We start from the raw sequence: 25,741 nt of genomic DNA on the forward strand, positions 1-25,741 counted from the left end.
TTTTGAAGGGATTTTTTAATTTTTTTTTTATTTATTTCTTATCGTATAATTTATTGTATAAATCTTGATATTTAGCTAAAACATTTTTACGTTTTAATTTTAATGTTGGCGTTAATAATCCATCATCAATTGTCCATTCATCAGGTGTTAATTCAAACTTTTTGATTTGTTCCCAATGTCCCAAACCTTTATTCATTTTTTCAATTTCTCGACCAATAATATCTAAAATTGCAGGTTCTTTAATTAAATCTGCATTTGTAGCAGGCTCAGCAATTCCTTTGATACGTAAATAATCTTTCAACACTTGAAAATTAGGTTGAATAATCGCACAAGGCATTTTTTCTCCTTCCCCAACAACCATTACTTGCTCAATAAAACGAGATTGTTTGAATTTATTTTCGATGATTTGCGGCGCAATATATTTACCTCCAGAAGTTTTGAACATCTCTTTTTTACGATCAGTAATTTTAAGTAAACCTCTTTCAAGAACTCCAATATCACCCGTTTTGAAATAACCATCTGGCGTAAATGCTTCAGCAGTTTTTTCAGGATCTTTGTAGTAACCTTGTGTCACATTAGAACCTTTGACTAAAATCTCTCCGTCTTCTGCAATTTTAACCTCGATTCCTTTTAATGGAGCACCAACAGTTCCAATTCCGAAACCGTCTTTCTTCATACAATTCACCGAAATTACTGGAGAAGTTTCCGTCAAGCCATAACCTTCTAAAATAGGAATTCCAGCACCCCAGAAAATATGATTCAAACGTGCTGCTAAAGGCGCAGATCCCGAAACCATACATACTAAATTACCACCAACTCCTTCTTTCCATTTACTGAAAACCAAACTTTTTGCGATAGAATGTTTCAACCCAAATAATCCACCTTTTGGATTGTAAGGATCGTAATCTTCAACAAGGCTTAAAGCCCACATAAAAATTTTCGTTTTAAGACCTCCTGCAGAAGCACCTGTATTGTAAATTTTATCATAAACTTTTTCTACTAATCGTGGTACAACCGTCATTACATGCGGTTTCACCTCTTTCATATTGTCTCCTAATTTATCAATGCTTTCTGCATACCAAATTCCTATACTCAAATGTTGATACAAATAAATCAACATACGTTCGAAAACGTGATTAATCGGAAGAAAACTCAATGCAATCGCATGATTTGGAAAATCTGGAATGCGATCAACGGACATTAAAACATCAGAAACGATATTTTCGTGCGTTAATACAACACCTTTCGGACGACCTGTTGTTCCTGAAGTATAAATCAAAGTCGCCATATCAGATGGTTTTATCATCTCTTTGATACTATCAACTTCATGTTGCGTTGAATTATCTTCACCCAAATCTAAAATTTCTTTATAATTTGGAACTCCAGCAATTTCATCAAAACTATAAATCCCAACCAATGTTGACACTTTATCTTTTACAGCTACAACTGTATCATATAAACCTTTATCAGAAACAATGATAAATTTACATTCAGCATTGTTTAAGATATAATCAAAATCGTCTTCGGAAAGTGTTGGATATAATGGAACGGAAATCGCGCCAACTTGCTGAATACCGATATCACAGATGTTCCATTCGGTACGATTAGTTGAAGTAACTATTGCAATTTTATCTTGTGGCTTGATTCCTAATTGTAATAATCCTCGACTAAATGCATTTGCTTTGCCAACGTATTCTTGTGTAGATGTTTTCACCCAAGTTCCGTTCACTTTAGACACCAATGCATCTTCTCGAGGATTATTTTCTAATTGATTTTGCGGAAAATCAAATAATCTTTTTATTTCCATGGTTTTGAATAATTTTCTTAGTTGCAAAATACTAATAAAAAAATTATAATGCAAGCATATAAAATTATTTTAGTGTAAATCTTACACCAATAAAAACATAGAAATTTTATTAATTTAAGACTTATTCTTCGTCATCTAACAAAGACATTTCTTGATCATAAAAATCTAAAGCGTCTTCGATTAAATTAGCAATTTCAGTATTAAATTCTTCGTTATCTTCTTCTTCAGAAATATCTTCAAACCACTCGATATCGTCAGTTTCAACGTCTAATAAAAAACGAGGATAATCTGTATGTAAAATAAAGATTTTGTCTGGCATTGTTGAGTTATCAGCCAATAAAAATTTTGGTAATTCCATTTTATATGTTTTTTAATTTATCTTCTAAAATTATTTCTGCATTAGGATTTTCCCTAATCATTTTCTTCGTTTGACGATTGTAACGAATCATCAAAAACACTGCCGAAGCCGTTAAACCAGTTCCTAAACCAATCCACATTCCAAACGCGCGCATTTCGAAAACAATTGCCAAGACTACACCGATCGGAATTGCGATTAACCAATATGATATAAACGTTAGAATAGAAGGGATTTTAACATCGGTCATTCCTCTCAAAGCACCTAATAATACCAATTGTACGCCATCAGACATTTGGAAAAGCGAGGCTATGATTAATAATGATGCAGCTAAATTGATAACATCTGGATTATCTAAATAAATTGTAGGTAATTGATAACGGAAAATAATGAATAAAATTCCGCACAAAATCATAAATGATAAAACCATCAAAATACAAGACCAACCTGCTTCTCTTAAGGTTTTGTAATCTTTTAAACCTAATTGATTTCCGATACGAACTGTTGCTGCAACTCCAATTCCTGTACACATCATAAAAGTTGTGGAAGCTAAATTTATCGCAATTTGATGCGCTGCTAAATTTACTTTTGCTAATTCTTGATCTGCGATAGAATTTGTAAATGTATAACCGCAAACAAAGGCTGCCAGAGAGAATGCACTCATTTCGAAGAAAGATGTTAATGCGGTTGGAATTCCAATTCCAGCAATTTTTCTAAAAATTACTTTCTGGAAATTACTTGCTTTAAATTGAACTTCTTGTAAAACAGATTTCGTTTTCTTGAAATTAAATAAAACTATAATCAAGAAAATCATCATTACTGAACGTGCAACGAATGTTCCCCAAGCTGCACCAGCAACTTCTAAACGTGGGAATCCCCAGTTTCCATAAATCCAACCATAGTTTAACGTAATATTAATCACGTTACTCAAAATAGTTGCAATTGTAACGGGAATCGTTAAAGATAAACCTTCTGATAATTGACGAAATGTTTGGAAAATCATCAATGGAATCATCGAAAATGTCATAATCGTTAGATACGGAATACATTTTTCTACTACATCAGCGGGTTGTCCCATATAGAACATCAGCGGTTTTAGGAATGTAATCAATAAGAATAAACCGATTGATAAAGTAATATTCAAGACCAAACTATGCGAAAAATAATTTGCAGCCATTTTTTTATCGCCTTTCGAATCTTCTGCCGCAATCAATGGTGACAACGCAAAACTAAATCCGAAAGCAAATACTAAAACTGCAAAAAACAATGAATTTCCTAAAGAAGCTGCTGCTAGAGCTGTTTTACCCAAAACCTCATCTTCTATATTATCATATTTTCCACCTAAACCACCGACCATAATGTTATCAATAATGTTGACAGAAATTTGCCCCATTTGAGTAATCATTACAGGAAATGCTAATTTGATATTACGCCTTAAATGCTCTTTTAATTCCAATTTATTCTCTATTTACGATTGCAAAGATACAGCAAAGGTTTTGCTTCTACATTTAGAAATTGTGATGTAATTTAAAATTAATCAATAAAAAAAGACTACTTATCTAAGTAGTCTTTAATATTTATAGAAATTTTTTCTTTTTATTTTGCAACAAATGTTGACGCAATATTCAACTCATCCATTTGAGTTTGGTCAATCGGAGATGGCGCATCAATCATGACATCACGACCTGAATTATTTTTAGGGAACGCGATGTAATCACGAATTGTTTCAGAACCATCTAAAATCGATACAAAACGGTCAAAACCGAATGCTAAACCTCCGTGAGGTGGCGCTCCGTATTTGAAAGCGTTCATTAAGAAACCAAATTGCGCTTCTGCTTGTTCTGGCGTAAATCCTAATAATTCGAACATTCTTGCTTGAACTTCTTTATCGAAAATACGAATAGAACCTCCACCGATTTCATTACCATTTAAAACTAAATCGTAAGCATTTGCACGAACTTCACCTGGATTAGTTGCAATTAATTCCATATCTTCTGGTTTTGGAGAAGTAAATGGATGGTGCATTGCGTGATATCTTTCAGATTCTTCGTCCCATTCTAATAATGGAAAATCGACAACCCATAATGGAGCAAAAACTTCTGGATTACGTAATCCTAAACGCTCTGCAATTTCCATACGTAAAGCCGATAATTGCGCACGAACTTTGTTTGTATTGCCTGACATCACTAACATTAAGTCACCTGGTTTTGCATCCATACGCTCAGCCCAAGCTGCTAAATCTTCTTGAGAATAGAATTTATCTACAGATGATTTGAACGTTCCGTCTTCGTTGTAACGAGCCCAAACTAAACCAGTCGCACCAATTTGTGGACGTTGAACCCATTCAATTAATTTATCAATATCTTTGCGCGTGTAAGAATTACATCCTTCAGCAGCAATACCGACGATTAATTCTTGCTCATCAAATATTTTAAAATCTTTTCCTTTCGCTAAGTCTGTAATTTCACCGAATTCCATTCCAAAACGGATATCTGGTTTATCATTTCCATAACGACGCATTGCTTCTGCAAATGTCATCCTTGGAAATTGATCAAATTCTAAACCTTTAAAAGTATGTAATAAATGTTTTGCTAAACCTTCGAAAACATTCATAATATCTTCTTGTTCAACAAACGACATTTCACAGTCAATTTGTGTAAATTCTGGTTGACGGTCTGCACGTAAATCTTCGTCACGGAAACATTTTACAATTTGAAAATAGCGGTCTAAACCTCCTACCATTAACAATTGTTTGAATGTTTGTGGCGATTGTGGTAATGCATAAAATTCACCTGGATTCATACGAGATGGAACCACGAAATCACGCGCACCTTCTGGTGTAGATTTGATTAAAACTGGAGTTTCAACTTCTACAAATTCTTGTGCATCTAAATATTTACGAACTTCCTGCGCAACTTTAGAGCGGAAGATTAATTTTTCTTTTACTGGATTACGACGAATATCTAAATAACGATATTTCATACGAATATCTTCTCCACCATCTGTATTATCTTCGATTGTAAATGGAGGCAATGCAGATTCATTCAAAATTGTAATGTTTTCTGCTAAGATTTCGATATCTCCTGTTGGAATGTTTGGATTTTTTGAAGCTCTTTCGATTACAGTTCCTGTAACTTGAATTACGAACTCACGTCCTAAATGACGAGCAGTTTCAAATAATTCTTTCGAAGAACGTTCTTCATCTAAGATGATTTGTGTGATTCCGTAGCGATCACGTAAATCGATCCACATCATAAAACCTTTGTCACGTAGCGTTGATACCCAACCGCTTAACGTTACTTTTTCATTAATGTTGGCTTGTGTTAATTCACCACAAGTATGAGTTCTAAACATTTGTCGTCAAATTTATAAGACAAAGGTAGAGTTTTGAGGTGAAATAAAGAAGTTATATAACTTTTTTGATGAAATAATTTTAAGAAAAAAGCGATTCAAAATTGAATCGCTTTTCATACTATTTACAAGTCGTTTTATATTTTTCAAAAAAGATTTTAATTCCATCTACAGATTTTAAGTCAAAATCCGTCGCATTTAAACTACATTTTATGTATTCGTTGAAATTTTTTTCTAATTTATCATCATTATTATTTCCTAAATAAAGCGCTTTTTCTTGATTAGGTATTTTTATATAAAGTTTATTATTTGACGGTTCTTCTAAAATAAGAAATCCGTTATCTTCATTTAAAATTTTATAGAAATATGAAAAATCAGTGCTTAAACTCATTACATTTCCAATCGAATTAAAAACATTCCCAACTGTTTTCAATCCAATATAACAATCTCCAGAATCTGTACAAAATTTAGCTCCTGTATTCGATTTGTATCGTGTTGATTTTTCTTTACCTTTCTCATTCAATGCTTTTACAAAAACAGATTTTCCATAATTTTCTGGAATAGATCCTACATTACTTTTTTGTATGTTTTGTGATATATCTTCAAAATTTATTGATAATTTTCCTTCAACTTTATTTCCTTTTTCATCAATTAAATAACCAGGAACATCATATAAGTTTGAAGAATTACTCTTGGCATCAGCTACTTTATTCTGATAATCAAGGTAGTTTTCAGCCATCATTTGCTTCTTTTCTTCTTCTTTTTTATAATAAAGTTGATTTTCTAATCCATATCCCTCTAATAATGCGAAACCTATAAGATGATTTGCAAATTTTTCGTCAATTTGAACTTTAGCCGATGACATTAAAGGACCTTGAATGTAATAAGAATTTCCATTTTCTAACGTAAATCTCTTATTTTCCCAAATACCTACAGTTAATTCATTTTCCTTTAGATAAAATTTATTATCAACTTGTTTTAAACTACCTATGATAATTTTTTTTGCAGGATAAGTTTCTTGATTCACTATAGTTCCATTTGAAGCATTAAAAATTATATTATTTTTTTTCACAAGAGTAGTTGCCTCATTCAAAACTTTATTAATAGAATCTTTTTTTGTATTATAAACTTCTTGATAATTTTTTTTATTAGTTGTTATAACTTTATTTATTAAAGTCTTATCAAATCCATTTTCATTTAGTAACCGATAATCACCTTCAGAAAAAGTTCTTATTGTTCCTTTTTCTAAACTAAAACTAAATTTTGATTGTCTTGCGACAACATCATTAGTTTCATTAGTAGCCAAATCTGTAAGAGTATAATAATCTATACTTTCACCATTTGGCAAAATATTATCTTTAACCTCTATTGATAAAATTGGTTTATTTTGCAGATCTGACAACGTGTAAACACGTTTTTTTCCTTCAACTAATGCAACTTCTTTTTTATCAAATAGAACTTTTCCTTTTTTTATATCTATATCCTGAGCAGATGTATAAATTACCGCTAAGATTGATACAAATAATAGAATTTTTTTCATAGGATTATTTTTCTTTCAAATATAACTGATAGAAACAAAAAGATCCGGTTATAAATGATTATAATCGGATCTTTTATTGTTTATTGTAAGTTTAAATATTTTTCAACTTACTATGTTTATAACCGTATGTAAAATAAATCGTTAGACCAATTGCGATCCAAATCAAAAAAATCATCCAGTTTTTCAATCCTAATTGCGCCATCATATAAAAACAACATAACATACCTGCAAGTGGAATAATAGAAGTTCTTTTGAAAAACGTTCTAACAACCATAAAAACATAAATCATTAAGAATAGAATCATTGGAATTTTGTGTTTGAAAACATCCCAACCTTTTTCCATCTTCTTATCCTCATAAACTGGCAATTTGCTCAAAGTAGATTTGTATTGTTCTGGTGATAGTTGAGCCAAATAATCATCCAAAAATTCAATTTCAGATCCTGTTAATTCATTAATTGTTGCATAAGAATCTTTTAGTTCTTTTGGCGTTAACGAACTTACAAAATGTTCAACTGGCATAGGTTGCGGTTTATTCGTAAAGAAATCAATCGAATCATCTTTAAACGTTGTTGCGCATAAAAATACAATCACCGCAGTTACAATTGGCATAATGTATTTTGCATTGATAAAAGGCGTTTTAAAATTTCCTCTTTTTGCATTTGGATCGGCATCCATACGAAGTACAGCCGCACAAACTAACACAAAAGCAAACAAAGTTCCGATAGAACAAGCATCAACAACCAATTCTAAATCTGTAAATAAAATAGGAATACCTACAACAAATCCAGTAAAAATAGTCGCAAAAGATGGTGTTTTAAATTTTGGGTGAATAGTAGAAAATTTCTTTGGTAATAAACCATCGCGAGACATTGTCATCCAAATACGAGGTTGCCCAATTTGAAAAACAATAAATACACTCGCCATCGCTACTACAGCCGAAAAAGCAATAATTCCTGCCAACCACTTTAAATCTTGAATTTTATCAAAAACATACGCCAAAGGATCTCCAACATTCAATTCAGAATAATGAACCATTCCCGTAATTACCAAAGCAATCAGCACATATAAAACAGTACAAATAATAATAGATGCAAAAATTCCGCGAGGCAAATCTCGCTTCGGATCTTTACATTCTTCCGCAGTTGTGCTAATCGCATCAAACCCAATATAAGCGTAAAAAACAGACGAAACTCCAGCCAAAACACCTCCTACTCCATTCGGAGCAAAAGGATTCCAATTATCTGGATTCACATAAAAAGCACCAACCACAATTACCAAAAGCACCACTGCTAATTTTAACACAACCATTGCGTTACTTGCTTTTCTTGATTCATTAATACCGCGATAAACCAAAGCTGTAATCAAAAAAGTAATGATTAATGCAGGAATATCCACCACTAAATTAAATCCTAAATATGGTGCATCTTTAAAAGCTAAATATTTTGGGATTTCTTGTGCATAAGGCGAATTCGCAATTCCTTCTAATGTTTTACCTTTCGCTAATTCATTCGAAACAAATTCAAAACCTTCTCTCGCCGTAAAATAATCCATTGTCATCCATTCTGGCAGATGTAATCCCATTCCGGAGAGCAAGGTGGTAAAATAATCACTCCACGAAATCGCAAGCACAATATTTCCAATCGCATATTCCATAATCAATGCCCAACCAATTACCCAAGCAAATAATTCTCCAAATGCAACATAGCTATAGGTATACGCACTACCCGAAACAGGCACTAACGAAGCAAATTCTGCATAAGCAAAAGCTGTAAAACCACAGGCAATTGCCGTAAAAATAAAAAGGAAGATAACTGCTGGACCGCCCTCGAAACTTGCTCGACCAATGGTACTAAAAATACCAGCTCCAACAATTGCGGCGATACCAAAACCTGTTAAATCTCGAACACCTAAGGTTCTTTTCATTGTAGACGTGTTCTTTGCAGACTCTGCTAAAATGGATTCGACAGATTTTTTTCTGAATAATTGTGACATAATTTATTTAAAAACGGGCAAATATAAAAAAGACAATCCCAAAATCGGATAGAATCCGTATAAATATTGGTTTTTTATTCAAATTTTCTTTTTTATTCTGCTTGGTTAGATTAATTTTAAATTTAATTCAAAAAATTAACATGAAACAATTTTTATTTGCAATTGCTTTAGCTGCTACTTTAGTAAGTTGTGATTCTACAAAACCAATTTCTCAGGAGAAATATCAAAAGAGTCTTGTAAAATATACAGATAAAATTTCTGAAGCGGAATTAAAAAAACAGCTTTATATTATTGCTGCGCCTGATATGGAAGGTAGAAATGCTGGTACGGAAGGAGAAATAAAAGCGGGGAATTACATTTCAAATTATTACAAAGAATTAGGAATTAATGGTCCAAATAATAATTATTTCCAAATTATTCCTGCTGCTACTTTTAGTCGAGTAAAAGGTCAAATGAGAAATGTAATGGGATTCATCAAAGGTTCAGAAAAACCAGAAGAAATTGTAGTTATTTCTGCTCATTATGATCATGACGGAATCAAAGATGGAAAATTGTATCCTGGTGCTGATGATGATGGTTCTGGAACTGTTGCAGTAATGGAAATTGGTCGTATTTTCCGCGAAGCTGAGAAGAAAGGAATCCGTCCAAAACGTTCGGTTTTATTGTTACATGTTTCTGGTGAAGAAAAAGGTTTATTAGGTTCTAAATATTATTCGGAGCATCCAATTTTTCCTTTAGCAAATACAATTGCAAATGTTAATATTGATATGATTGGGCGCGTAGATTATGAGCACAACGAAAAAACAAGAGATTTTGTGTATGTTATTGGATCTGAAATGTTGTCTTCTGACTTGCACAAAGCTGTTTTAGCTGCAAACAATGGATTGGGAATTAATTTGGATATGCGTTACAACACGCCAGATGATCCAAATCGTTTTTATTATCGTTCTGACCACTACAACTTTGCAAAACATAATATTCCATCAGTTTTCTTCTTTAATGGAGTGCACGATGATTACCACAAACCAGGAGATACGCCAGATAAAATTGAATATGATTTATTGACGCGTCGTACAAAATTAGCTTTTAATACAATTTGGATTTTAGCAAATGCCGAAAATAGACCAGTTGTAGACAAAGAATCTCCAATGCCTTCTACAAGATAGTTGAGAGAATTATAATACATTCCTAAAAGCATTTACATTTAAGTAAATGCTTTTTTTATTGTTAATTTTTATATCGAATTATTTGCAGACAATCAACTAACGTAATTAATTGATTATAAACGGATAAAATAAATTTCGTTTTATATATTTAGGTATTAATATAAATCTAAAAACTATGCCAATCACAAACTTAAACAACAAACACTTATCTACTGATAAAATAAAACAAGCACAAACAGCAATAGAACAACTCGCTTTAACCGTCAAAGAAATTGATATTAACCTAACGTCAAACGAACGCCAAAAATATGGAAGTATTAATGAGAAAAATAAATTAATCGTTCATAAAGTATATGATTATTTTCAAAATCAACCACAATTATCTTCTCCAGAAGTAAATTGGATAGAATTTGCAAAAGATTATACAAGTCGACAAAATCTAGAAGTTTTAATTTCTCAGTTAGAAAATATTACGACTCAACTACGTAATGCTAAAATTTTGCACGATTTTGATAATTATCAAGCTGCACTTACAGATTATGCTTATACGACCTATAAAGCAAGCACTTCTGTCTCTGGTTACGAAACAAAACGGAATGAAATAAGTCAATTTTTTGCAAAGAAAAAAGGAGGTTCTGCTTCAACATCACCAGATACTATGTAATAATATCTATTATTTAATAAAGAAGAGTAAATTGTATTGATTTACTCTTCTTTTTGATTTAGAGACTATATTATTTGTATTTTTCACTTCTATTTTTTAGTTATTTACTCCTTCATTTAGGTTATGAAATATAAATTCATAGTTCTAAACTTAAATTTTTAGCTTTATTACTTATTTTGTTAGGTTTTTAACCACAAATTTTAAGTTCTTGACTAAACTAATAGGCTTAAATAATAAAATAATTGACTCCTGAACCTAAAGAAAGTAGTCTTTTACCTGAAATTAGGTATTATTTAATATCTTTTATCTAATTAGAAATATGTAATCTATATACCCGTCATGCATTTTGATAATTTTAGCAATTAAACCGTCAATTCGAGTGAAATTCTGTAAGAATTTTGCATTGAGAATAAGGTTTTAGAAAATAAAATTCTATTCTCGATACAATTTTTATTCATTTCATTTCTAAAAATCACTCGAATTGATGAATTTTAATTCAAAATGCACAACGGATTTATCTATTATAAAATGAGAAAAGTAAAAGTAATTAACTTTAGTTACTTATATAGGTCAGTTTAATATCATCATTTTTTTAAAAACTATATTGTCGCAATTCCGTAACTTTGAGGAACAATAAAAAAACAAACAATGAATAACGATATTCTTAATTTGGAACCAAAAGCAATCTGGAAAAACTTCTCAGCATTGAACTCAGTTCCAAGACCTTCTAAAAAAGAAGAAAAAGTTCGTCAGTTTATCATCAAATTTGGTGAAGACTTAGGTTTACCTGTCGAAACAGACGAAGTAGGAAATGTTTTGATCAAAAAAGCTGCGTATCCAGGAATGGAAGACCGTAAAAAAGTGGTGATGCAATCGCATTTGGATATGGTTTGTCAAAAAAATAATGATGTTACATTCGATTTTGAGACACAAGGAATTGAAATGTTGATTGAAGATGGAAAATTTGTTACGGCAAATGGAACAACTTTAGGTGCTGATAACGGAATTGGCGTTGCAACAATTATGTCAATTTTAGAATCGAAAGATATTCCTCATCCAGCTATTGAAGCGTTTTTCACGATTGATGAAGAAACTGGAATGACTGGTGCTTTAGGTTTGAAAGCAGGATTTTTATCTGGTAAAATTTTGTTGAATTTAGATACAGAAGAAGATGATGAATTAGACATTGGTTGTGCTGGTGGAGTTGATGTTACGGCTACAAAATCTTACACGGCAGAAGCTAATAACGGAACTGCTTTTACCTTAACATTAAAAGGTTTGAACGGTGGACACTCTGGAATGCAAATTCACGAAGGTTTAGGAAATTCGAACAAATTGATTGCTCGTTTGTTAAATGCTGCAACTGAATTTGGTTTACAAATCGTGCATATGGAAGGTGGAAGTTTACGCAACGCTATTCCTCGCGAGTCTTGGGCTAAAATTGTAATTCCTACAGATAAAGTGGACGCTTTCAAAGCTTCTTACGAAACTTTACGCGCCGAAATCATTGAAGAATACGAAACAAAAGAACCTAAAATGGTGATTACATTAGAACCAACTGATACGACTTCAGCAATGTCAGCACAAGATTCTAAAGTTTTTGTTCAAACAATTATGGCGGCTTTCAATGGTGTTTACAGAATGAGTCCAGATGTTGAAGGTTTAGTAGAAACGTCTAATAATGTAGCTCGCGTAGAAGTTATTGATGGTAATGCTCGTGTTTTATGCTTAACTCGTTCTTCTATAGAATCAGGTAAAGAAGCATTAACACAAACATTAAAAGCTGGATTCGAATTAGGTGGTTTTGAGGTTAAATTCTCTGGATCTTACCCTGGTTGGAAAGCAAATACACATTCAGAAATTTTAGAATTGATGAAAGGTATTTATGTTTCAAAATTCGGAGAAGAACCAAAAGTTGTGGCATGTCACGCTGGTTTAGAATGTGGAATTATTGGAACAAATTATCCTGGTTTGGATATGATTTCTTTTGGTCCAAACATCTCTGGCGCTCACTCTCCTGACGAAAAAGTTGAAATTGCTTCAGTTCAAAAATTCTGGGATTATTTATTAGATATTTTAAAAGATATTCCAAATGATGGTCCAGTTGATTACAGCTGTGCAAATTCAAAAAATATATAATTTAAGTTGAAAAACTTAATTCAAAGACCACTTTTCAAGTGGTCTTTTTTTACAATAATACTTTTTAAACAATTCTTTTAATCAAATTAAAAATTTTCTTTTATTCTATCTTTTTTAGAAAAAATTTCATAAATCAACCATAAGATTAAAAAACAATTATTTACAATTTCATCGCCTTGTTTTTACTTCTTCAAATAAGCATAATCATTTAATAATCTAGACTATATTTGTTAAACACGTGATTAAAAAATGCTTATTGAAAAATGAATCTTATAACAAAGTACAGTAAAGTTATTGTTTCTGCCCTTGTTGTTCAGGCAACTTTTGCGCAAACAAATCCACCAATTGAAAATCCTTTTACACATAATTTAGGAGGTTTCAATTACGGAACGAAAGATGCTCCAGACGGAAACGAATGGGAATCGCCAATGAATTTATCCTTTAATAAAGAATTACCTAAAAGCTATTTTTTCTCTTTTGAGAATCAAAATCAAGCTGTAAAACTTTTACCAGAAAATAGTCCATATTGGATGAATTTGAATGGGACTTGGAAATTTAATTGGGTAAAAACTCCAAACGAAAGACCGAAAAATTTTTACGAAAACAATTTTGACACATCTTCTTGGGCTGATGTTCCTGTTCCGATGAGTTGGAATATTTTTGGAATTCAGAAAAATGGAGATTTAAAATATGGTGTTCCTATTTATGTGAATCAAAAAGCGATTTTTCATCATTCTGTAAAAGTAGACGATTGGAAAGGCGGTGTAATGCGCGAACCAAATAAAGATTGGACAACATATATTTATAGAAACGAAGTTGGTTCGTACAAACGTTCTTTTGATGTTCCGAAAAATTGGGACGGACGAGATATTTACATCAATTTTGATGGTGTAGATTCGTTCTTTTTTTTATGGATTAATGGTAAATATGTAGGTTTTTCTAAGAATTCACGCAATTTAGCATCGTTTAATATCACACCTTATCTTAACAAAAAAGGAGAAAATTCTGTTGCCGTTGAGGTCTATAGAAATTCTGACGCTTCGTTCTTAGAAACGCAAGATATGTTTCGATTACCAGGAATTTTCCGTACGGTTTCATTGACTTCAAAACCAAAAGTTCAGATTAGAGATTTGGTTGTGATTCCTGATGTAACGAACAATTACAAAGATGGAGAACTAAATATTTCGGCTGATATCCGAAATTTATCAAATAAAGCTGCAAAAGGATATAAAATCGCTTACACACTTTATCAAAATAAATTGTACAGCGACGAAACTGAAAAAGTTGCAACGACTGAATATGTTATCAATTCTGATGCAGTTACAATTAATCCAAATTCTTCATCAATTTATAAGCAAACGCTAAAACTTAAAAATGCAAATCTTTGGTCAGCAGAGCGTCCTTATCGTTATACGTTGGTTGGAGAATTAAAAGATGCGAAGAACAAAACAATCGAAACTATTTCGACAAATGTTGGATTTCGAAAAGTTGAAATTAAAGATACTAAAGCCGAAGATGATGAATTTGGTTTAGCTGGACGTTATTTTTATGTGAATGGAAAAACAGTAAAACTAAAAGGTGTTAACCGACACGAAACAAATCCTGAAAAAGGAAAAGTTATTTCGCGTCAGCAAATGGAAGAAGAAATCAAGATGATGAAACGCGCGAATATTAATCATGTTCGTAATTCGCATTATCCAGACGATCCGTATTGGTACTATTTGTGCGACAAATACGGAATTTATTTGGAGGATGAAGCAAATGTAGAAAGTCATCAATATTATTATGGAGAAGCTTCTTTATCTCATCCAAAAGAATGGAAAGATGCGCACGTAGCGCGTAATGTAGAAATGGTTCATGCAACCATCAATCATCCTTCTATCGTAATTTGGTCTTTAGGAAACGAAGCTGGACCAGGAAATAATTTCGTTGAAGCGTATAATGCAATCAAGAAAATAGATACTTCTCGTCCTGTGCAATATGAACGAAATAATGCGATTGTGGATATGGGATCTAATCAATATCCGTCTATTAATTGGGTTCGTGGAGCGGTACAAGGAAATTATAAGTTAAAATATCCTTTCCATATCTCAGAATATGCGCATGGAATGGGAAATGCAGCTGGAAATCTAATTGATTATTGGGAAGCAATGGAATCTACAAACTTCTTTATGGGAGGTGCGATTTGGGATTGGGTTGACCAAGCGATGTATTATTATGACAAAAAAACAGGCGAAAAATTCTTCGCTTACGGAGGTGATTTTGGTGACAAACCAAATGACGGAACGTTTGTAAACAATGGATTAGTTTTCGCTGATTTAAAAGAAAAACCTTCGTATTGGGAAGTTAAAAAAGTCTATCAAAATGTTGGTGTAAAACCTGCTAATATCTTAAATGGTGAAATCGAGATTTTTAATAAAAATTATTTTATTTCGTTAGAAGATTACGCACCAGAATGGGCTTTGTACGAAGATGGAATCGAAATTGAAAGAAGCACAGCGTTTATTGGACCGAAAAAAGTAATTGGTCCACGCGAAAAACAAATCGTTCGTTTACCAATTAATCAAGCGAAATTAAAACCTACATCAGAGTATTTTGTGAAGATTCAATTCAAGCTAAATAAAGATCAATTGTGGGCGAAGAAAGATTATGTTCAGATGGAAGAACAAATTTTTGTAAAAGCTGCAGAACAAATTCCATCAATCGAAGAAGTTCAAAAATCAAATCAAGTTACCGTAACAGATACAGAAAAAATTAAAACGATTAGTGGAAATGGTTTCAATGTAAAATTTGATAATCAAACGGGAACAATTTATGGTTTAAATTACAATAATCAAACGATTATTAAAGATGGAGAAGGTCCAAAATTAGACGCTTACCGTGCTCCAACTGACAATGACAACTGGGCGTATCAGCAATGGTTTCAAAAAGGTTTACATAATTTAAAACACAAAGTTTTATCGTCAACTTCTTACACAAGAAAAGATGGCGCAATTGTATTATCGTATGTTGTAGAATCACAAGCACCAAACAGCGCATCGCTTTTAGGAGGAACTTCCGGAACATTTAAAATAGAAGAGCACAAAGACCAAGTATTTGGAGAAAATGATTTCAAATTTACTTCAAATCAAGTTTGGACGATTTATTCTGACGGTTCAATCGAATTATCTTCAAGCATCACTTCAAATGACGAATCGCTTGCTTTAGCGCGTTTGGGTTATGAATTGAAATTACCAGAAAATTTAAGTAATTACAATTATTATGGTCGTGGTCCAATTAATAATTATGCGGATCGTAAAACTGCTCAAAACATCGAATTACATAAAAGTACGGTGAAAGACCAATATGTAAATTGGCCAAATCCGCAAAGTATGAGTAATAACGAAGAAGTAAGATGGAGTTCTTTGACAGACGCTTCAGGAAATGGAGTTGTTTTTGTTAGCAAAGATGTAATGTCGACTTCTGTTTTGCCTTGGAGCGAATTAGAATTGACCTTAGCTTCGCATCCGCACAAATTGCCAAAAAGTAATGGAACTCATATGCATTTAGATGCTGGTGTTACGGGACTTGGAGGAAATAGTTGTGGACAAGGACCACCATTGGAGCAAGATCGTGTAAAACCAAATGCAACGACTTTCGGGTTTATTATTCGTCCTATTCAAAATAACAATTATACAACGCAAACAAAAGTAAAAGGAGCTGGAGATTCGCCACTTCTAATTACACGAAACAAAATTGGAGAAGTTACAATTTTGAGCCAAAATCAAAATGCAGATTTGTATTACAAAATCGGAAATGGAAAAGAAACGAAGTATACAGAACCTTTCAAATTGAGAGATGCGAATACAATTTTGACATGGGATAAAAATAATCCGAACATTAAAGTTTCTTCGAAATTTACTAAAATAGAAACAATTCCGTTGCAAGTTGTTTTTGCATCAAGTCAAGAAACTGGAGAAGGAGATGCTGCAAATCTTGTAGATGGTAATCCAAGCTCTATTTGGCATACGATGTATTCTGTAACTGTTGCTCAATATCCTCATTGGGTTGATTTTGATGCAGGAGAATTCAAGATGATTAAAGGATTTACATATTTGCCTCGTCAAGATGGAGCAAATGGAAATATAAAAGATTATAGAATTCAGATTAGTTTAGATGGTAAAAGTTGGAGTAACCCTATCAAAGAAGGTTCTTTCGAGAAAAACACTAAACTACAAACAATTTTGTTCGACAAACCAATTCGCGGAAGATATATCCGTTTCACCGCTTTAAGTTCTCAAAATGGACAAGATTACGCTGCTGGATCAGAATTTGGAGTTTTAGTTAACTAACATTTTTACTCATAGTATTTTCAAAAGGAATTCGTATCATGCAAATGGTATGAATTTCTTATTTTTATACCTCACATCAAATTAATATCAGACCAAAATGTCATCAAATCGATATCCTCAACGCATTGTTTGCTTAACCGAAGAAGGAACTGAAATTCTGTATAACATTAACGAACAACATCGTTTAGTAGGAATTAGTGGTTTTACGTATCGTCCGCCACAAGCACGAAAAGAAAAACCTAAAGTTTCGACTTTTTTAGATGCAAAATTTGAAGATATTATCAATTTGAAGCCAGATTTGGTTGTAGGATATTCGGATTTACAAGCTGAAATTGCTGCAGAATTAATCAGAAGAGGAATTAATGTTTTTATTTTTAATCACCGAACAGTTGACGAAATTTTAAATATGATTTTGCAATTTACGTCATTGATTGGTTGCCAAGAAAAAGGATTAAAATTAGTCGAATCTTACGAAAAGAAACTTGAAGAAGTTAAACAACAAGCTGCTCTCCTTCCCTATCATCCAACTGTTTTTTTTGAAGAATGGGACGAACCAATTATTTCGGGAAGTGCTTGGGTAAATGATTTGATAGAAATTGCTGGTGGAAAATTAGCTTTTCCAGAACTCAAAAATAAAGCTTTGGCAAAAGATAGAATTTTGTTAGACGAACAAGTAATTGAACGAAATCCTGAGATTATTATCGGTTCTTGGTGTGGTAAAATGTTTAAACCCGAAAAAGTAAAACAACGAATCGGTTTTGAAAATGTAAAAGCTGTTCAACAAAATCAGTTACACGAAATAAAATCTGAATTGATTTTACAACCTGGTCCTGCTGCCTTAACAGATGGTTTGGATAAAATTGTGGAGATTATAAAAAGTTATACGTTTTAAGTAATAAGTTTTAAGTAGAAAAAATGCCTTAAATCTATGACGTTAAGAAAATGGATGAATGAAACGTAAAAGAATTTAGCCCGTAGGGTTTTTAAATTCTTTAGTGGAATGAAAACATTTTTAGTCAAATAGATTTACAGCAAAGCGTTTTTTGTTTCGTTTTTTTCGCTAAAAAAATGAAAAGAAATGTTCGTTTTTAAAATAAAAAAATCCCGCTTTCAGCGGGATTTAATTTATTGTATAATATTGACTTCTCGAACCAATGTTACGCTATATTTAGCTTTCACATCTTCTATAATTCGCTCAGATAAATCATATATTTCACGTCCAGTTGCATTGCCATAATTCACCAAAACCAAAGCTTGTTTATCATGAACTCCCGCATCACCAAAACGTTTTCCTTTCCAACCTGCGTGTTCTATCAACCAACCTGCGGCTAATTTAATACCAGAATCAGTTTTGTAATGAGAAATTTCTGGGTGAAGTTTTTCTATTTCAGCAAATTCTTCATTCGAAATTACAGGATTTTTAAAGAAACTTCCTGAATTTCCTATCTGCGAAGGATCTGGTAATTTACTTTGACGAATTTTGATTACAGCTGCACTAATTTCTTGAATCGTTGGATCAAAAATTTGTTCCTTTTCCAATTCAGATTTTATTGCGCCATATTCCACATGAAGTTTGTGATTCTTCTTCGTCAACTTAAATGTAACCGCTACCAAAACATATTGTCCTCTCAATTCATTTTTGAAAACAGATTCGCGGTAACCAAAATGACATTCTTCATTTGTAAAAGTACGTTCATCACCCGTTTCCAAAACTAATGTTTGAACTTCTTCGATATAATCTTTGACCTCTACGCCATACGCACCAATATTTTGCATCGGCGCCGTACCAACATTTCCAGGAATCAACGAAAGATTTTCTAATCCTCCAAAATCATTTTGCAACGTCCATTCAACAAAATTGTGCCAATTCTCGCTTCCTTGCGCTTTTACGTACACAAAATCATCATCTTCATTGATAATTTCGATTCCTTTCAAATTCAATTTTAACACAATTCCTGGAAAATCATCTACAAAAAGCATATTACTTCCTCCACCAATAAATAAAATCGGTAAATCTTTTTGACGACGAAAGACCAACACTTTTCGCAAATCTTGAATAGTCGCAACATCAGCAAAATATTTTGCTTTTGCTTCTATTCCAAATGTGTTATATAATTTTAATGAATAATTTTCGATGATTTCCATCTTCTTATTTTTCTTATGATCTAATTGTTCCTGGATATTGTTCTAAAGCTTCTTTCAAGATTTCAACAGAACGAACCAAATCTTCTTCTTTCAGAACATAAGCCAAACGAACTTCTTGAATTCCTGAATTTGGAGTTGAATAAAATCCTGCTCCTGGCGCCAACATTACTGTTTCTCCATTTGACGAGAAAGATTCTAATAACCAAATTGCAAATTTCTCTGCGCTATCAACTGGTAATTGAATCATACAATAGAAAGCTCCTTTTGGATTTGGGCAAACCACTCCCGGAATTTGCTGTAAACCTGCAACTAATGTATTGCGACGTTTTAAATATTCTGTACGACAATCTTCGAAATAAGTTCCAACATTTCTGTGGGCTAAAGTTGCAATGTATTGAGAAATCTCAACAGGACTTAAACGCGCTTGTGCATATAACATTGCAGCTTTTAAGAATTTCTCGTTACGTGTAATCAAAGCTCCAGAACGTGCTCCACATAAAGAAAAACGTTTCGATTCTGAATCAATTACAATTGCATTATCTTTCAGTTCTGGGAAACTTAAAACAGATGTAAATTCTTCTTCTGTATATAAATATTCTGCATAAACTTCATCCGCAATTAAATAAATATCATGTTTAAGAACTAATTCTTTCAATTGATTTAATTCTTCTTTCGAATATACATATCCAGTTGGATTTCCAGGATTACAAATTAAAATTGCACGTGTTTTATCTGTAATTTTTTTCGCAAACTCCTCAACAGATGGTAAAGCAAAATTATTTTCGATTGTAGATGGAACAGGAACAATATTTACATCATTTTCACATGTAAATCCGTTATAATTTGCATAAAAAGGTTCTGGAATAATAATTTCATCACCTGGATTTGCAATAATTCCGAAAATAAATAATAAAGCTTCCGAACCTCCTAATGTTGCAATAAAATTTTCTGGCGTTAATTCAATTCCACGATTTGTAAAATAATCTGCCAAAGCTTGACGATATTCCAACGTACCTTCTGAGTGCGTATAAGAAATAATGTTTGAAGGAAAATTTTTCAATCCTTCTAAAACAGCTTTTGGCGACTCAATATCTGGTTGACCAATATTTAAATGATATACTTTAGTTCCTCTTTTTTTCGCTGCATCTGCGTAAGGTACCAACTTTCTAATTGGAGAAGCTGGCATATTTTGGGATTTTTCAGATAATATTAACATTTATTGTAATTTTTTAAATTTGATTTGAATTCTTTGGTATTGTTTTTGTAATTTTAAAGTGTAAATATAAAAAACGTTTAATCTCAAAAAAAACTTTATTATGAGTAAATTAAATAATGCAACTAAATTATTGGCAGGTTTAGCAATCGGAACAGCAATCGGAGCAGTAGTAGGTTTATTATATGCACCAGAATCAGGAAAAGACACGCGTAAAAAATTAAAAAAAGAAGCTGACAAATACAAAAAAGAGTTAGATAAATATGCGAACGATTTTTCTGATAAAGCAAAAAAAACTAAAAAAGAATTAGAAGCTAAATTAGAAGAAGTTAAAGCTAAATTAGCTGAACAAAAAGATGAATTTGTAGCAAAAGCAAAAGAAGCTGGAAAAGATTTAAAATCTAAAGCAAACCAAACTAAAGAAGATTTAAAAGACGAATTTCAAGAAAACGTAGGAGTTTAATTTCTTCAAAACACAATATTCCTTAAAATTTATAATTAACTTTGTCTGAAATAAATCATTTTTATGTTTAATGAACTAAAAGTTTATATTAATAATAGAATAACCTTAGCTAAATACGATCTTGTAGATTCACTGAGTAATATGTTAGCGAGTGGAATTTATGTATTAATTATTGCCGTATTTTCATTATTTCTATTATTATTAGGAAGTTTAGCATTAGGATTTATTTTAGGAGGTTATTTTAATGATACAGGATTAGGTTTTCTTGCTGTAACTGGAATTTATTTCTTGATGATGGTTCTTTCTATTTTATTTAGAAAGAAATTAAAACTTTTCTTGACAAATATTGCCGTAGAAAATGCTATGGAAGCCATGTCTAACCACGATGACGACGAAGACGACGATGAAGAATAAAGAACAAATGTCTGCGATAAAAAATTTAGACGATTTGCGAATGGCAAAACGTAAATTAAAATTACAAATGAAAGTTGCTGAAAATAAGCACGAAAATTCATTTGTAAACAAAGCAGTTAATCTTGTAACAAATTTAAAATCTGATACAAGTTTCACTTCTTCTAAAGTTGAAAGCGCATTAAATTGGGCTGGAGATAAAGCTTCAAAAAAATATCCGATGAAGGGAGTCACAAAAATTGTAATTTCTGGATTGATTATGATAGCGGTTCCAATTATTACGAGTAAAATTCAGGAATATATAGAAGAAAAATTATAAAATTATTTGATATTAAAAAACCACTTCAAACGAAGTGGTTTTTTTGTGTGTTAATTTTAAGCTCGACTAATATTTTTCGTGAAAATATTCGTTTGGTATAATCGTTTTGTTCTTTTTATCTACAGCTTCTTGGTTTCTCAATTCCACTCGACGTATTTTTCCTGAAATTGTTTTTGGTAAACTCTCTACAAACTGCACAATACGCGGAATTTTATAACGTGCTAAATGCTCTTCTGTATATCTAAAAATATCTTTTGCTAATTCTTCCGACGCATCATGTCCAGGCGCTAAAATAACAAAAGCTTTTACGGCATTACTGCGTAAATCGTGCGGACTTGCCACAACAGCAGCTTCCATAATTGCATCATGCTCCAACAAAGCACTTTCTACCTCGAATGGTCCTACACGGAAATCAGACGCTTTTATCACGTCATCATCACGCCCAACAAACCAAACATAGCCGTCTTCGTCCTTATAAGCTTTGTCTCCAGTATAATATAATCCATGTTTGAAAACTTTCATCATTTTATCTTTCTGAATCAAATAAGTTTTGAAAATTCCATTGATGGTTTCTTCATTATGCACAACACAAATATTTCCTTCTTCGCAATCTTGCACAATATTTCCATCATCATCTGCAATCACAATATCATACAAAAATGCAGGTTTACCCATCGATCCGTATTTAATCTTCTCATTTGGCAAATTCACTATCATGGCAGTAGACTCTGATTGTCCGTAACCATCACGAATCGTAATTCCTGTACCTTCTTTCCAGACATCAATAATTTCGGGATTAAGAGGTTCACCAGCTGCAACACATTGACGAAGTTTGAAATCATAACTTTTCAAATCTTCTAAAATCAATACACGCAAAGCTGTTGGCGGCGCGCAAAAGGTTGTTACACCCAAATCTTGAATAGTTTGTAATTGTTCTTTCGGAACAAATTTATCTGCATGATAACCCAAAATTGTCGCACCCATATTCCACGGAGCAAAGAAACTACTCCAAAAGAATTTCGCCCAACCTGGTTGAGAAATATTGTAATGCAAATCGCCTTTTTTTATTCCTACCCAAGAAGAAGTCGTAAAACCTCCAAGCGGATAAGTGTAATGCGTATGCACAACTACTTTCGGCATTCCTGTCGTTCCCGATGTAAAAAAGTAGAATAAATCATCGTCAGGTTTTGTATCTGCAGCCTCAGCTTGTGTAGATTCTTTCCATAACTCATTGATATTTGTCCAACCTTCTCTCTCGCCTTCTGTAATTAATTTTACCTTAATCTTTTTATCTAACTTTGCTTCTGCTTCATCTATTTTCGATGCATTTGCTTGATCTGCTAAAGCAACTTCTGGAAAAGAAGACTCGAATCTAAATGTTAAATCTCTTGCTTCTAAGGTTGTTGCGGCTGGAATAATAATTAATCCACCTTTGATAGAAGCCAAATAACCAATCCAAGTAATCGGTAATAATGGAACTTGAGAAAACATTTTGTCTCCTTGTACAATTCCTTTGTTTCTTAAATAGTTTAAGAATTGATTGTATTTATCTGCTAAATCCTGAAAAGTATAATCTTCTCGTTGTTCATTATACTTCCAAATTAAACCTTTTTGAGTTCCTAATTGAGCAACATTATATGGTTCGAAAATATCATTTACCCAATTGAATTTTTCTGGCTTAAAAATTTTAATTTCTTTTAATTGCGCATAATTCTCTTCTTCGATGGATAATCGAATAGAGTTAAACAATTCTTGTACTGTCATTTATTTGTGGTTTTGAATAAATATAGAAAAATTATTTATTCAAACAGAAGTTTTATGAATAAAAAAAGGATGATTTAATAAAATCATCCTTTTTGTTATTATTTGTTGAGAATATATTAATCTCTACCTCTTCTTGAATTTCCTGTTCTGTTACGATCTCCACCGCGGTAACCACCACGATCTCCACCTCTTGAATCTCTTGAATCACGGTCACGATCTCCTCCACGGAATCCACCTCTGTCTCCTCCGCGATCACGATCTCCACCACGATAACCTCCACTTCTTTCGCGGTCATTATCACGACGACTATTGAAACCACGTCCACGAGAATCTCCTCCTCTGTCATTACGACGACGATCTCCTCCACGACGCTCACCATCACCACGTCTTGGTTCTGGTTTAGAGATTTGAACATCTAAATCTACTCCATCACGTTGTGCATCTTTGAAAGATTCTAACACTAATGATTCGAATTGTGTATCAACTTCGAAGAAAGAGAAATTACGTAAAATTTCAATTTTTCCTATTTCGATGTTACGGTTACGAGTTTGCTCGTTGATTAAACCAATTAAGTTTGGAACACGTAAGTTGTGTTTTTGACCAATATTGATAAAGAAACGAGAGAAATCACGACCTCCACGACGGTTAGAAGAACGATCTCCTCTATCACCACGATCTCCTTCAGAAGAAATATCTTTCGTGTTTTTGTAATATTCTAAGAAAGAATTGAACTCAACTGTCATGAAACGTTTTAATAAATCGTCACGATCTAAGTTTGCCAATTTTTCGTTTACAGTTTCCATGTAAGGCTCGATTAATTCTTCATCAACCTCGATGTTTTCGATTTTATCGATTAAAGAAATTAAACGTTTTTCACAGATTTCTGCCCCAGTTGGTACGTTTTTAGGCTCGATTTTAGAAGCAATTAATTTTTCTAAATCTCTAATTTTACGCGCTTCACGACCTCCTGAAATAATGATAGAAATTCCTTTGTTACCTGCACGTCCTGTACGTCCTGAACGGTGTACATAAACTTCTGGATCATCTGGTAAATTGAAGTTGATTACATGAGTCAATTCATTTACGTCGATACCACGAGCAGCAACGTCTGTTGCAACAAGGATTTGAATGTTTTGGTTACGGAATTTCTCCATCACGTGATCACGTTGTGATTGTGATAAATCTCCGTGTAATGCGTCTGCATTGTAACCATCTTGCATCAATTTATCTGCTACATCTTTCGCTTCGCGACGAGTTCTACAGAAAACGATACCATAAATATTTGGGTAATAATCGGCCAAACGTTTTAAAGCTAAGTAACGATCAGAAGAACGTACTAAATAAACGTGGTGCTCGATATTTTTTGATGCAGTATTTACTTTACTTACAGCAATCTCAACTGGATTGTGCATATATTCTGAAGCGATGCGACGAACCTCTGAAGGCATTGTAGCTGAGAATAATAAAGTTTGTTTTTCTTCTGGAGTTGTTTCTAAGATAGAATCGATTTCGTCACGGAATCCCATGTTCAACATCTCATCTGCCTCATCTAAAACTGTCCAAGTGATGTCATTAATTTTTAATGCGCCACGTTTGATTAAGTCCATTGTACGACCTGGTGTTCCTACAACGATTTGTGGATTATCTTTTAATCCTCTAATTTGTTTAACGATGTCAGCACCACCGTAAACTGCCTGTACACGTACTCCACGCATATCTGCAGAAAAAGATTCTAATTCTTTTGCAATTTGTAAACATAATTCACGAGTAGGACACAAAATAATTGCTTGTACTGATTTTGAATTGCTGTCTAATTGATTTAAAACCGGAAGCCCGAATGCTGCAGTTTTTCCTGTACCTGTTTGCGCCAATGCAATAACATCTTGATCTGATGAAAGGATTTGAGGAATAGCTTTTTCTTGAATTGGAGATGGGTTAACGAAGCCCATTTTCTCAATTGCAGTTAGGATTTCTTCTTGAAGTCCTAATTCTTTGAATGTAATCATGTTAGATACGATACCGAGATAATGAAATTCATTTATATTCCATATCACCGGTTTTATTTTAAATTATTTAACCA

General features: G+C 32.6%; 18 protein-coding genes. 8 read left to right on the top strand and 10 right to left on the bottom strand.

The features are described from left to right. Nucleotides 1-31: 31 nt before the first annotated feature. From B4A23_RS00985 to B4A23_RS01010, 6 genes are all read right to left on the bottom strand, one after another. Nucleotides 32-1,807 (bottom strand): AMP-dependent synthetase/ligase, encoded by a 1,776-nt coding sequence (locus tag B4A23_RS00985; RefSeq protein ID WP_291115822.1) that lies wholly within the window; start codon nt 1,805-1,807, stop codon nt 32-34. Nucleotides 1,808-1,928: 121 nt separating this feature from the next. Then, nucleotides 1,929-2,165, bottom strand: a complete 237-nt coding sequence (locus B4A23_RS00990) for a hypothetical protein (RefSeq protein ID WP_038336082.1) — start codon at nt 2,163-2,165, stop codon at nt 1,929-1,931. Between the two features lies 1 nt (nt 2,166). Then, nucleotides 2,167-3,618, bottom strand: coding sequence for an MATE family efflux transporter (locus B4A23_RS00995; RefSeq protein ID WP_291115825.1), 1,452 nt, complete (start codon nt 3,616-3,618; stop codon nt 2,167-2,169). A gap of 140 nt (nt 3,619-3,758) precedes the next feature. Further along, nucleotides 3,759-5,516, bottom strand: coding sequence for an aspartate--tRNA ligase (gene aspS / locus B4A23_RS01000; RefSeq protein ID WP_180906386.1), 1,758 nt, complete (start codon nt 5,514-5,516; stop codon nt 3,759-3,761). Between the two features lie 118 nt (nt 5,517-5,634). Further along, the gene (locus tag B4A23_RS01005) at nt 5,635-7,053 is read right to left on the bottom strand and encodes a hypothetical protein (RefSeq protein ID WP_291115828.1); all 1,419 of its coding nucleotides are present in this window, start codon (nt 7,051-7,053) and stop codon (nt 5,635-5,637) included. Nucleotides 7,054-7,144: 91 nt separating this feature from the next. Continuing rightward, nucleotides 7,145-9,046, bottom strand: a complete 1,902-nt coding sequence (locus B4A23_RS01010) for an amino acid permease (RefSeq protein ID WP_291115832.1) — start codon at nt 9,044-9,046, stop codon at nt 7,145-7,147. A 140-nt stretch (nt 9,047-9,186) separates the two neighbouring features. Here B4A23_RS01010 and B4A23_RS01015 point away from each other — a divergent pair, with 140 nt between their 5' ends. The 5 genes from B4A23_RS01015 to B4A23_RS01035 all read left to right on the top strand — a co-directional run bounded on the left by B4A23_RS01015 (nt 9,187) and on the right by B4A23_RS01035 (nt 18,238). Further along, a complete protein-coding gene (locus B4A23_RS01015; protein WP_180906384.1) occupies nt 9,187-10,212 on the top strand; it encodes a M28 family peptidase in 1,026 nt (341 codons plus the stop codon). Between the two features lie 175 nt (nt 10,213-10,387). Next, the gene (locus tag B4A23_RS01020) at nt 10,388-10,876 is read left to right on the top strand and encodes a hypothetical protein (protein ID WP_291115835.1); all 489 of its coding nucleotides are present in this window, start codon (nt 10,388-10,390) and stop codon (nt 10,874-10,876) included. Nucleotides 10,877-11,524: 648 nt separating this feature from the next. Continuing rightward, nucleotides 11,525-13,015, top strand: coding sequence for an aminoacyl-histidine dipeptidase (locus tag B4A23_RS01025; RefSeq protein WP_291115839.1), 1,491 nt, complete (start codon nt 11,525-11,527; stop codon nt 13,013-13,015). 263 nt (nt 13,016-13,278) lie between these two features. Beyond that, nucleotides 13,279-17,346: a glycoside hydrolase family 2 TIM barrel-domain containing protein gene (locus B4A23_RS01030; RefSeq protein WP_291115842.1), complete on the top strand. Its 4,068-nt coding sequence runs from the start codon at nt 13,279-13,281 to the stop codon at nt 17,344-17,346. A gap of 97 nt (nt 17,347-17,443) precedes the next feature. Beyond that, nucleotides 17,444-18,238 carry a cobalamin-binding protein gene (locus B4A23_RS01035; protein ID WP_291115845.1) on the top strand — a complete coding sequence of 265 codons (795 nt, stop codon included), beginning with the start codon at nt 17,444-17,446 and terminating at the stop codon, nt 18,236-18,238. A 233-nt stretch (nt 18,239-18,471) separates the two neighbouring features. Here B4A23_RS01035 and murB read toward each other — a convergent pair whose 3' ends face one another. Together murB and B4A23_RS01045 are read right to left on the bottom strand one after the other, a co-directional pair. After that, a complete protein-coding gene (gene murB / locus B4A23_RS01040; protein WP_291115848.1) occupies nt 18,472-19,491 on the bottom strand; it encodes a UDP-N-acetylmuramate dehydrogenase in 1,020 nt (339 codons plus the stop codon). Nucleotides 19,492-19,504: 13 nt separating this feature from the next. Continuing rightward, nucleotides 19,505-20,707: a pyridoxal phosphate-dependent aminotransferase gene (locus B4A23_RS01045; RefSeq protein WP_280045765.1), complete on the bottom strand. Its 1,203-nt coding sequence runs from the start codon at nt 20,705-20,707 to the stop codon at nt 19,505-19,507. Nucleotides 20,708-20,807: 100 nt separating this feature from the next. Here B4A23_RS01045 and B4A23_RS01050 point away from each other — a divergent pair, with 100 nt between their 5' ends. From B4A23_RS01050 to B4A23_RS01060, 3 genes are all read left to right on the top strand, one after another. After that, nucleotides 20,808-21,167 carry a YtxH domain-containing protein gene (locus tag B4A23_RS01050; RefSeq protein ID WP_019974497.1) on the top strand — a complete coding sequence of 120 codons (360 nt, stop codon included), beginning with the start codon at nt 20,808-20,810 and terminating at the stop codon, nt 21,165-21,167. Nucleotides 21,168-21,230: 63 nt separating this feature from the next. Then, nucleotides 21,231-21,581 (top strand): phage holin family protein, encoded by a 351-nt coding sequence (locus tag B4A23_RS01055; RefSeq protein WP_280045764.1) that lies wholly within the window; start codon nt 21,231-21,233, stop codon nt 21,579-21,581. Then, on the top strand, nt 21,571-21,897 hold the full coding sequence (locus tag B4A23_RS01060) for a hypothetical protein (protein WP_286500806.1): 327 nt from the start codon (nt 21,571-21,573) through the stop codon (nt 21,895-21,897). The genes B4A23_RS01055 and B4A23_RS01060 overlap by 11 nt, the downstream gene beginning before the upstream one ends. Nucleotides 21,898-21,963: 66 nt before the next feature. On the opposite strand, the gene B4A23_RS01065 is transcribed toward B4A23_RS01060, so the two are convergent. After that, on the bottom strand, nt 21,964-23,661 hold the full coding sequence (locus B4A23_RS01065; RefSeq protein ID WP_291115855.1) for an AMP-binding protein: 1,698 nt from the start codon (nt 23,659-23,661) through the stop codon (nt 21,964-21,966). 116 nt (nt 23,662-23,777) lie between these two features. Further along, nucleotides 23,778-25,667: a DEAD/DEAH box helicase gene (locus B4A23_RS01070; RefSeq protein WP_038336326.1), complete on the bottom strand. Its 1,890-nt coding sequence runs from the start codon at nt 25,665-25,667 to the stop codon at nt 23,778-23,780. Between the last annotated feature and the right edge of the window lie 74 nt (nt 25,668-25,741).

The organism is Empedobacter sp. UBA7248 (genome assembly GCF_002472945.1).
Taxonomy (GTDB): domain Bacteria; phylum Bacteroidota; class Bacteroidia; order Flavobacteriales; family Weeksellaceae; genus Empedobacter; species Empedobacter falsenii_C.

Coding starts and splice junctions, on each gene's coding strand:
- B4A23_RS00985 (WP_291115822.1), bottom strand. CDS start 1,807: ATGGAAATAAAAAGATTATTTGATTTTCCGCAAAATCAATTAGAAAAT.
- B4A23_RS00990 (WP_038336082.1), bottom strand. CDS start 2,165: ATGGAATTACCAAAATTTTTATTGGCTGATAACTCAACAATGCCAGAC.
- aspS (WP_180906386.1), bottom strand. CDS start 5,516: ATGTTTAGAACTCATACTTGTGGTGAATTAACACAAGCCAACATTAAT.
- B4A23_RS01005 (WP_291115828.1), bottom strand. CDS start 7,053: ATGAAAAAAATTCTATTATTTGTATCAATCTTAGCGGTAATTTATACA.
- B4A23_RS01010 (WP_291115832.1), bottom strand. CDS start 9,046: ATGTCACAATTATTCAGAAAAAAATCTGTCGAATCCATTTTAGCAGAG.
- B4A23_RS01015 (WP_180906384.1), top strand. CDS start 9,187: ATGAAACAATTTTTATTTGCAATTGCTTTAGCTGCTACTTTAGTAAGT.
- B4A23_RS01020 (WP_291115835.1), top strand. CDS start 10,388: ATGCCAATCACAAACTTAAACAACAAACACTTATCTACTGATAAAATA.
- B4A23_RS01025 (WP_291115839.1), top strand. CDS start 11,525: ATGAATAACGATATTCTTAATTTGGAACCAAAAGCAATCTGGAAAAAC.
- B4A23_RS01030 (WP_291115842.1), top strand. CDS start 13,279: ATGAATCTTATAACAAAGTACAGTAAAGTTATTGTTTCTGCCCTTGTT.
- B4A23_RS01035 (WP_291115845.1), top strand. CDS start 17,444: ATGTCATCAAATCGATATCCTCAACGCATTGTTTGCTTAACCGAAGAA.
- murB (WP_291115848.1), bottom strand. CDS start 19,491: ATGGAAATCATCGAAAATTATTCATTAAAATTATATAACACATTTGGA.
- B4A23_RS01045 (WP_280045765.1), bottom strand. CDS start 20,707: ATGTTAATATTATCTGAAAAATCCCAAAATATGCCAGCTTCTCCAATT.
- B4A23_RS01050 (WP_019974497.1), top strand. CDS start 20,808: ATGAGTAAATTAAATAATGCAACTAAATTATTGGCAGGTTTAGCAATC.
- B4A23_RS01055 (WP_280045764.1), top strand. CDS start 21,231: ATGTTTAATGAACTAAAAGTTTATATTAATAATAGAATAACCTTAGCT.
- B4A23_RS01060 (WP_286500806.1), top strand. CDS start 21,571: ATGAAGAATAAAGAACAAATGTCTGCGATAAAAAATTTAGACGATTTG.
- B4A23_RS01065 (WP_291115855.1), bottom strand. CDS start 23,661: ATGACAGTACAAGAATTGTTTAACTCTATTCGATTATCCATCGAAGAA.
- B4A23_RS01070 (WP_038336326.1), bottom strand. CDS start 25,667: ATGATTACATTCAAAGAATTAGGACTTCAAGAAGAAATCCTAACTGCA.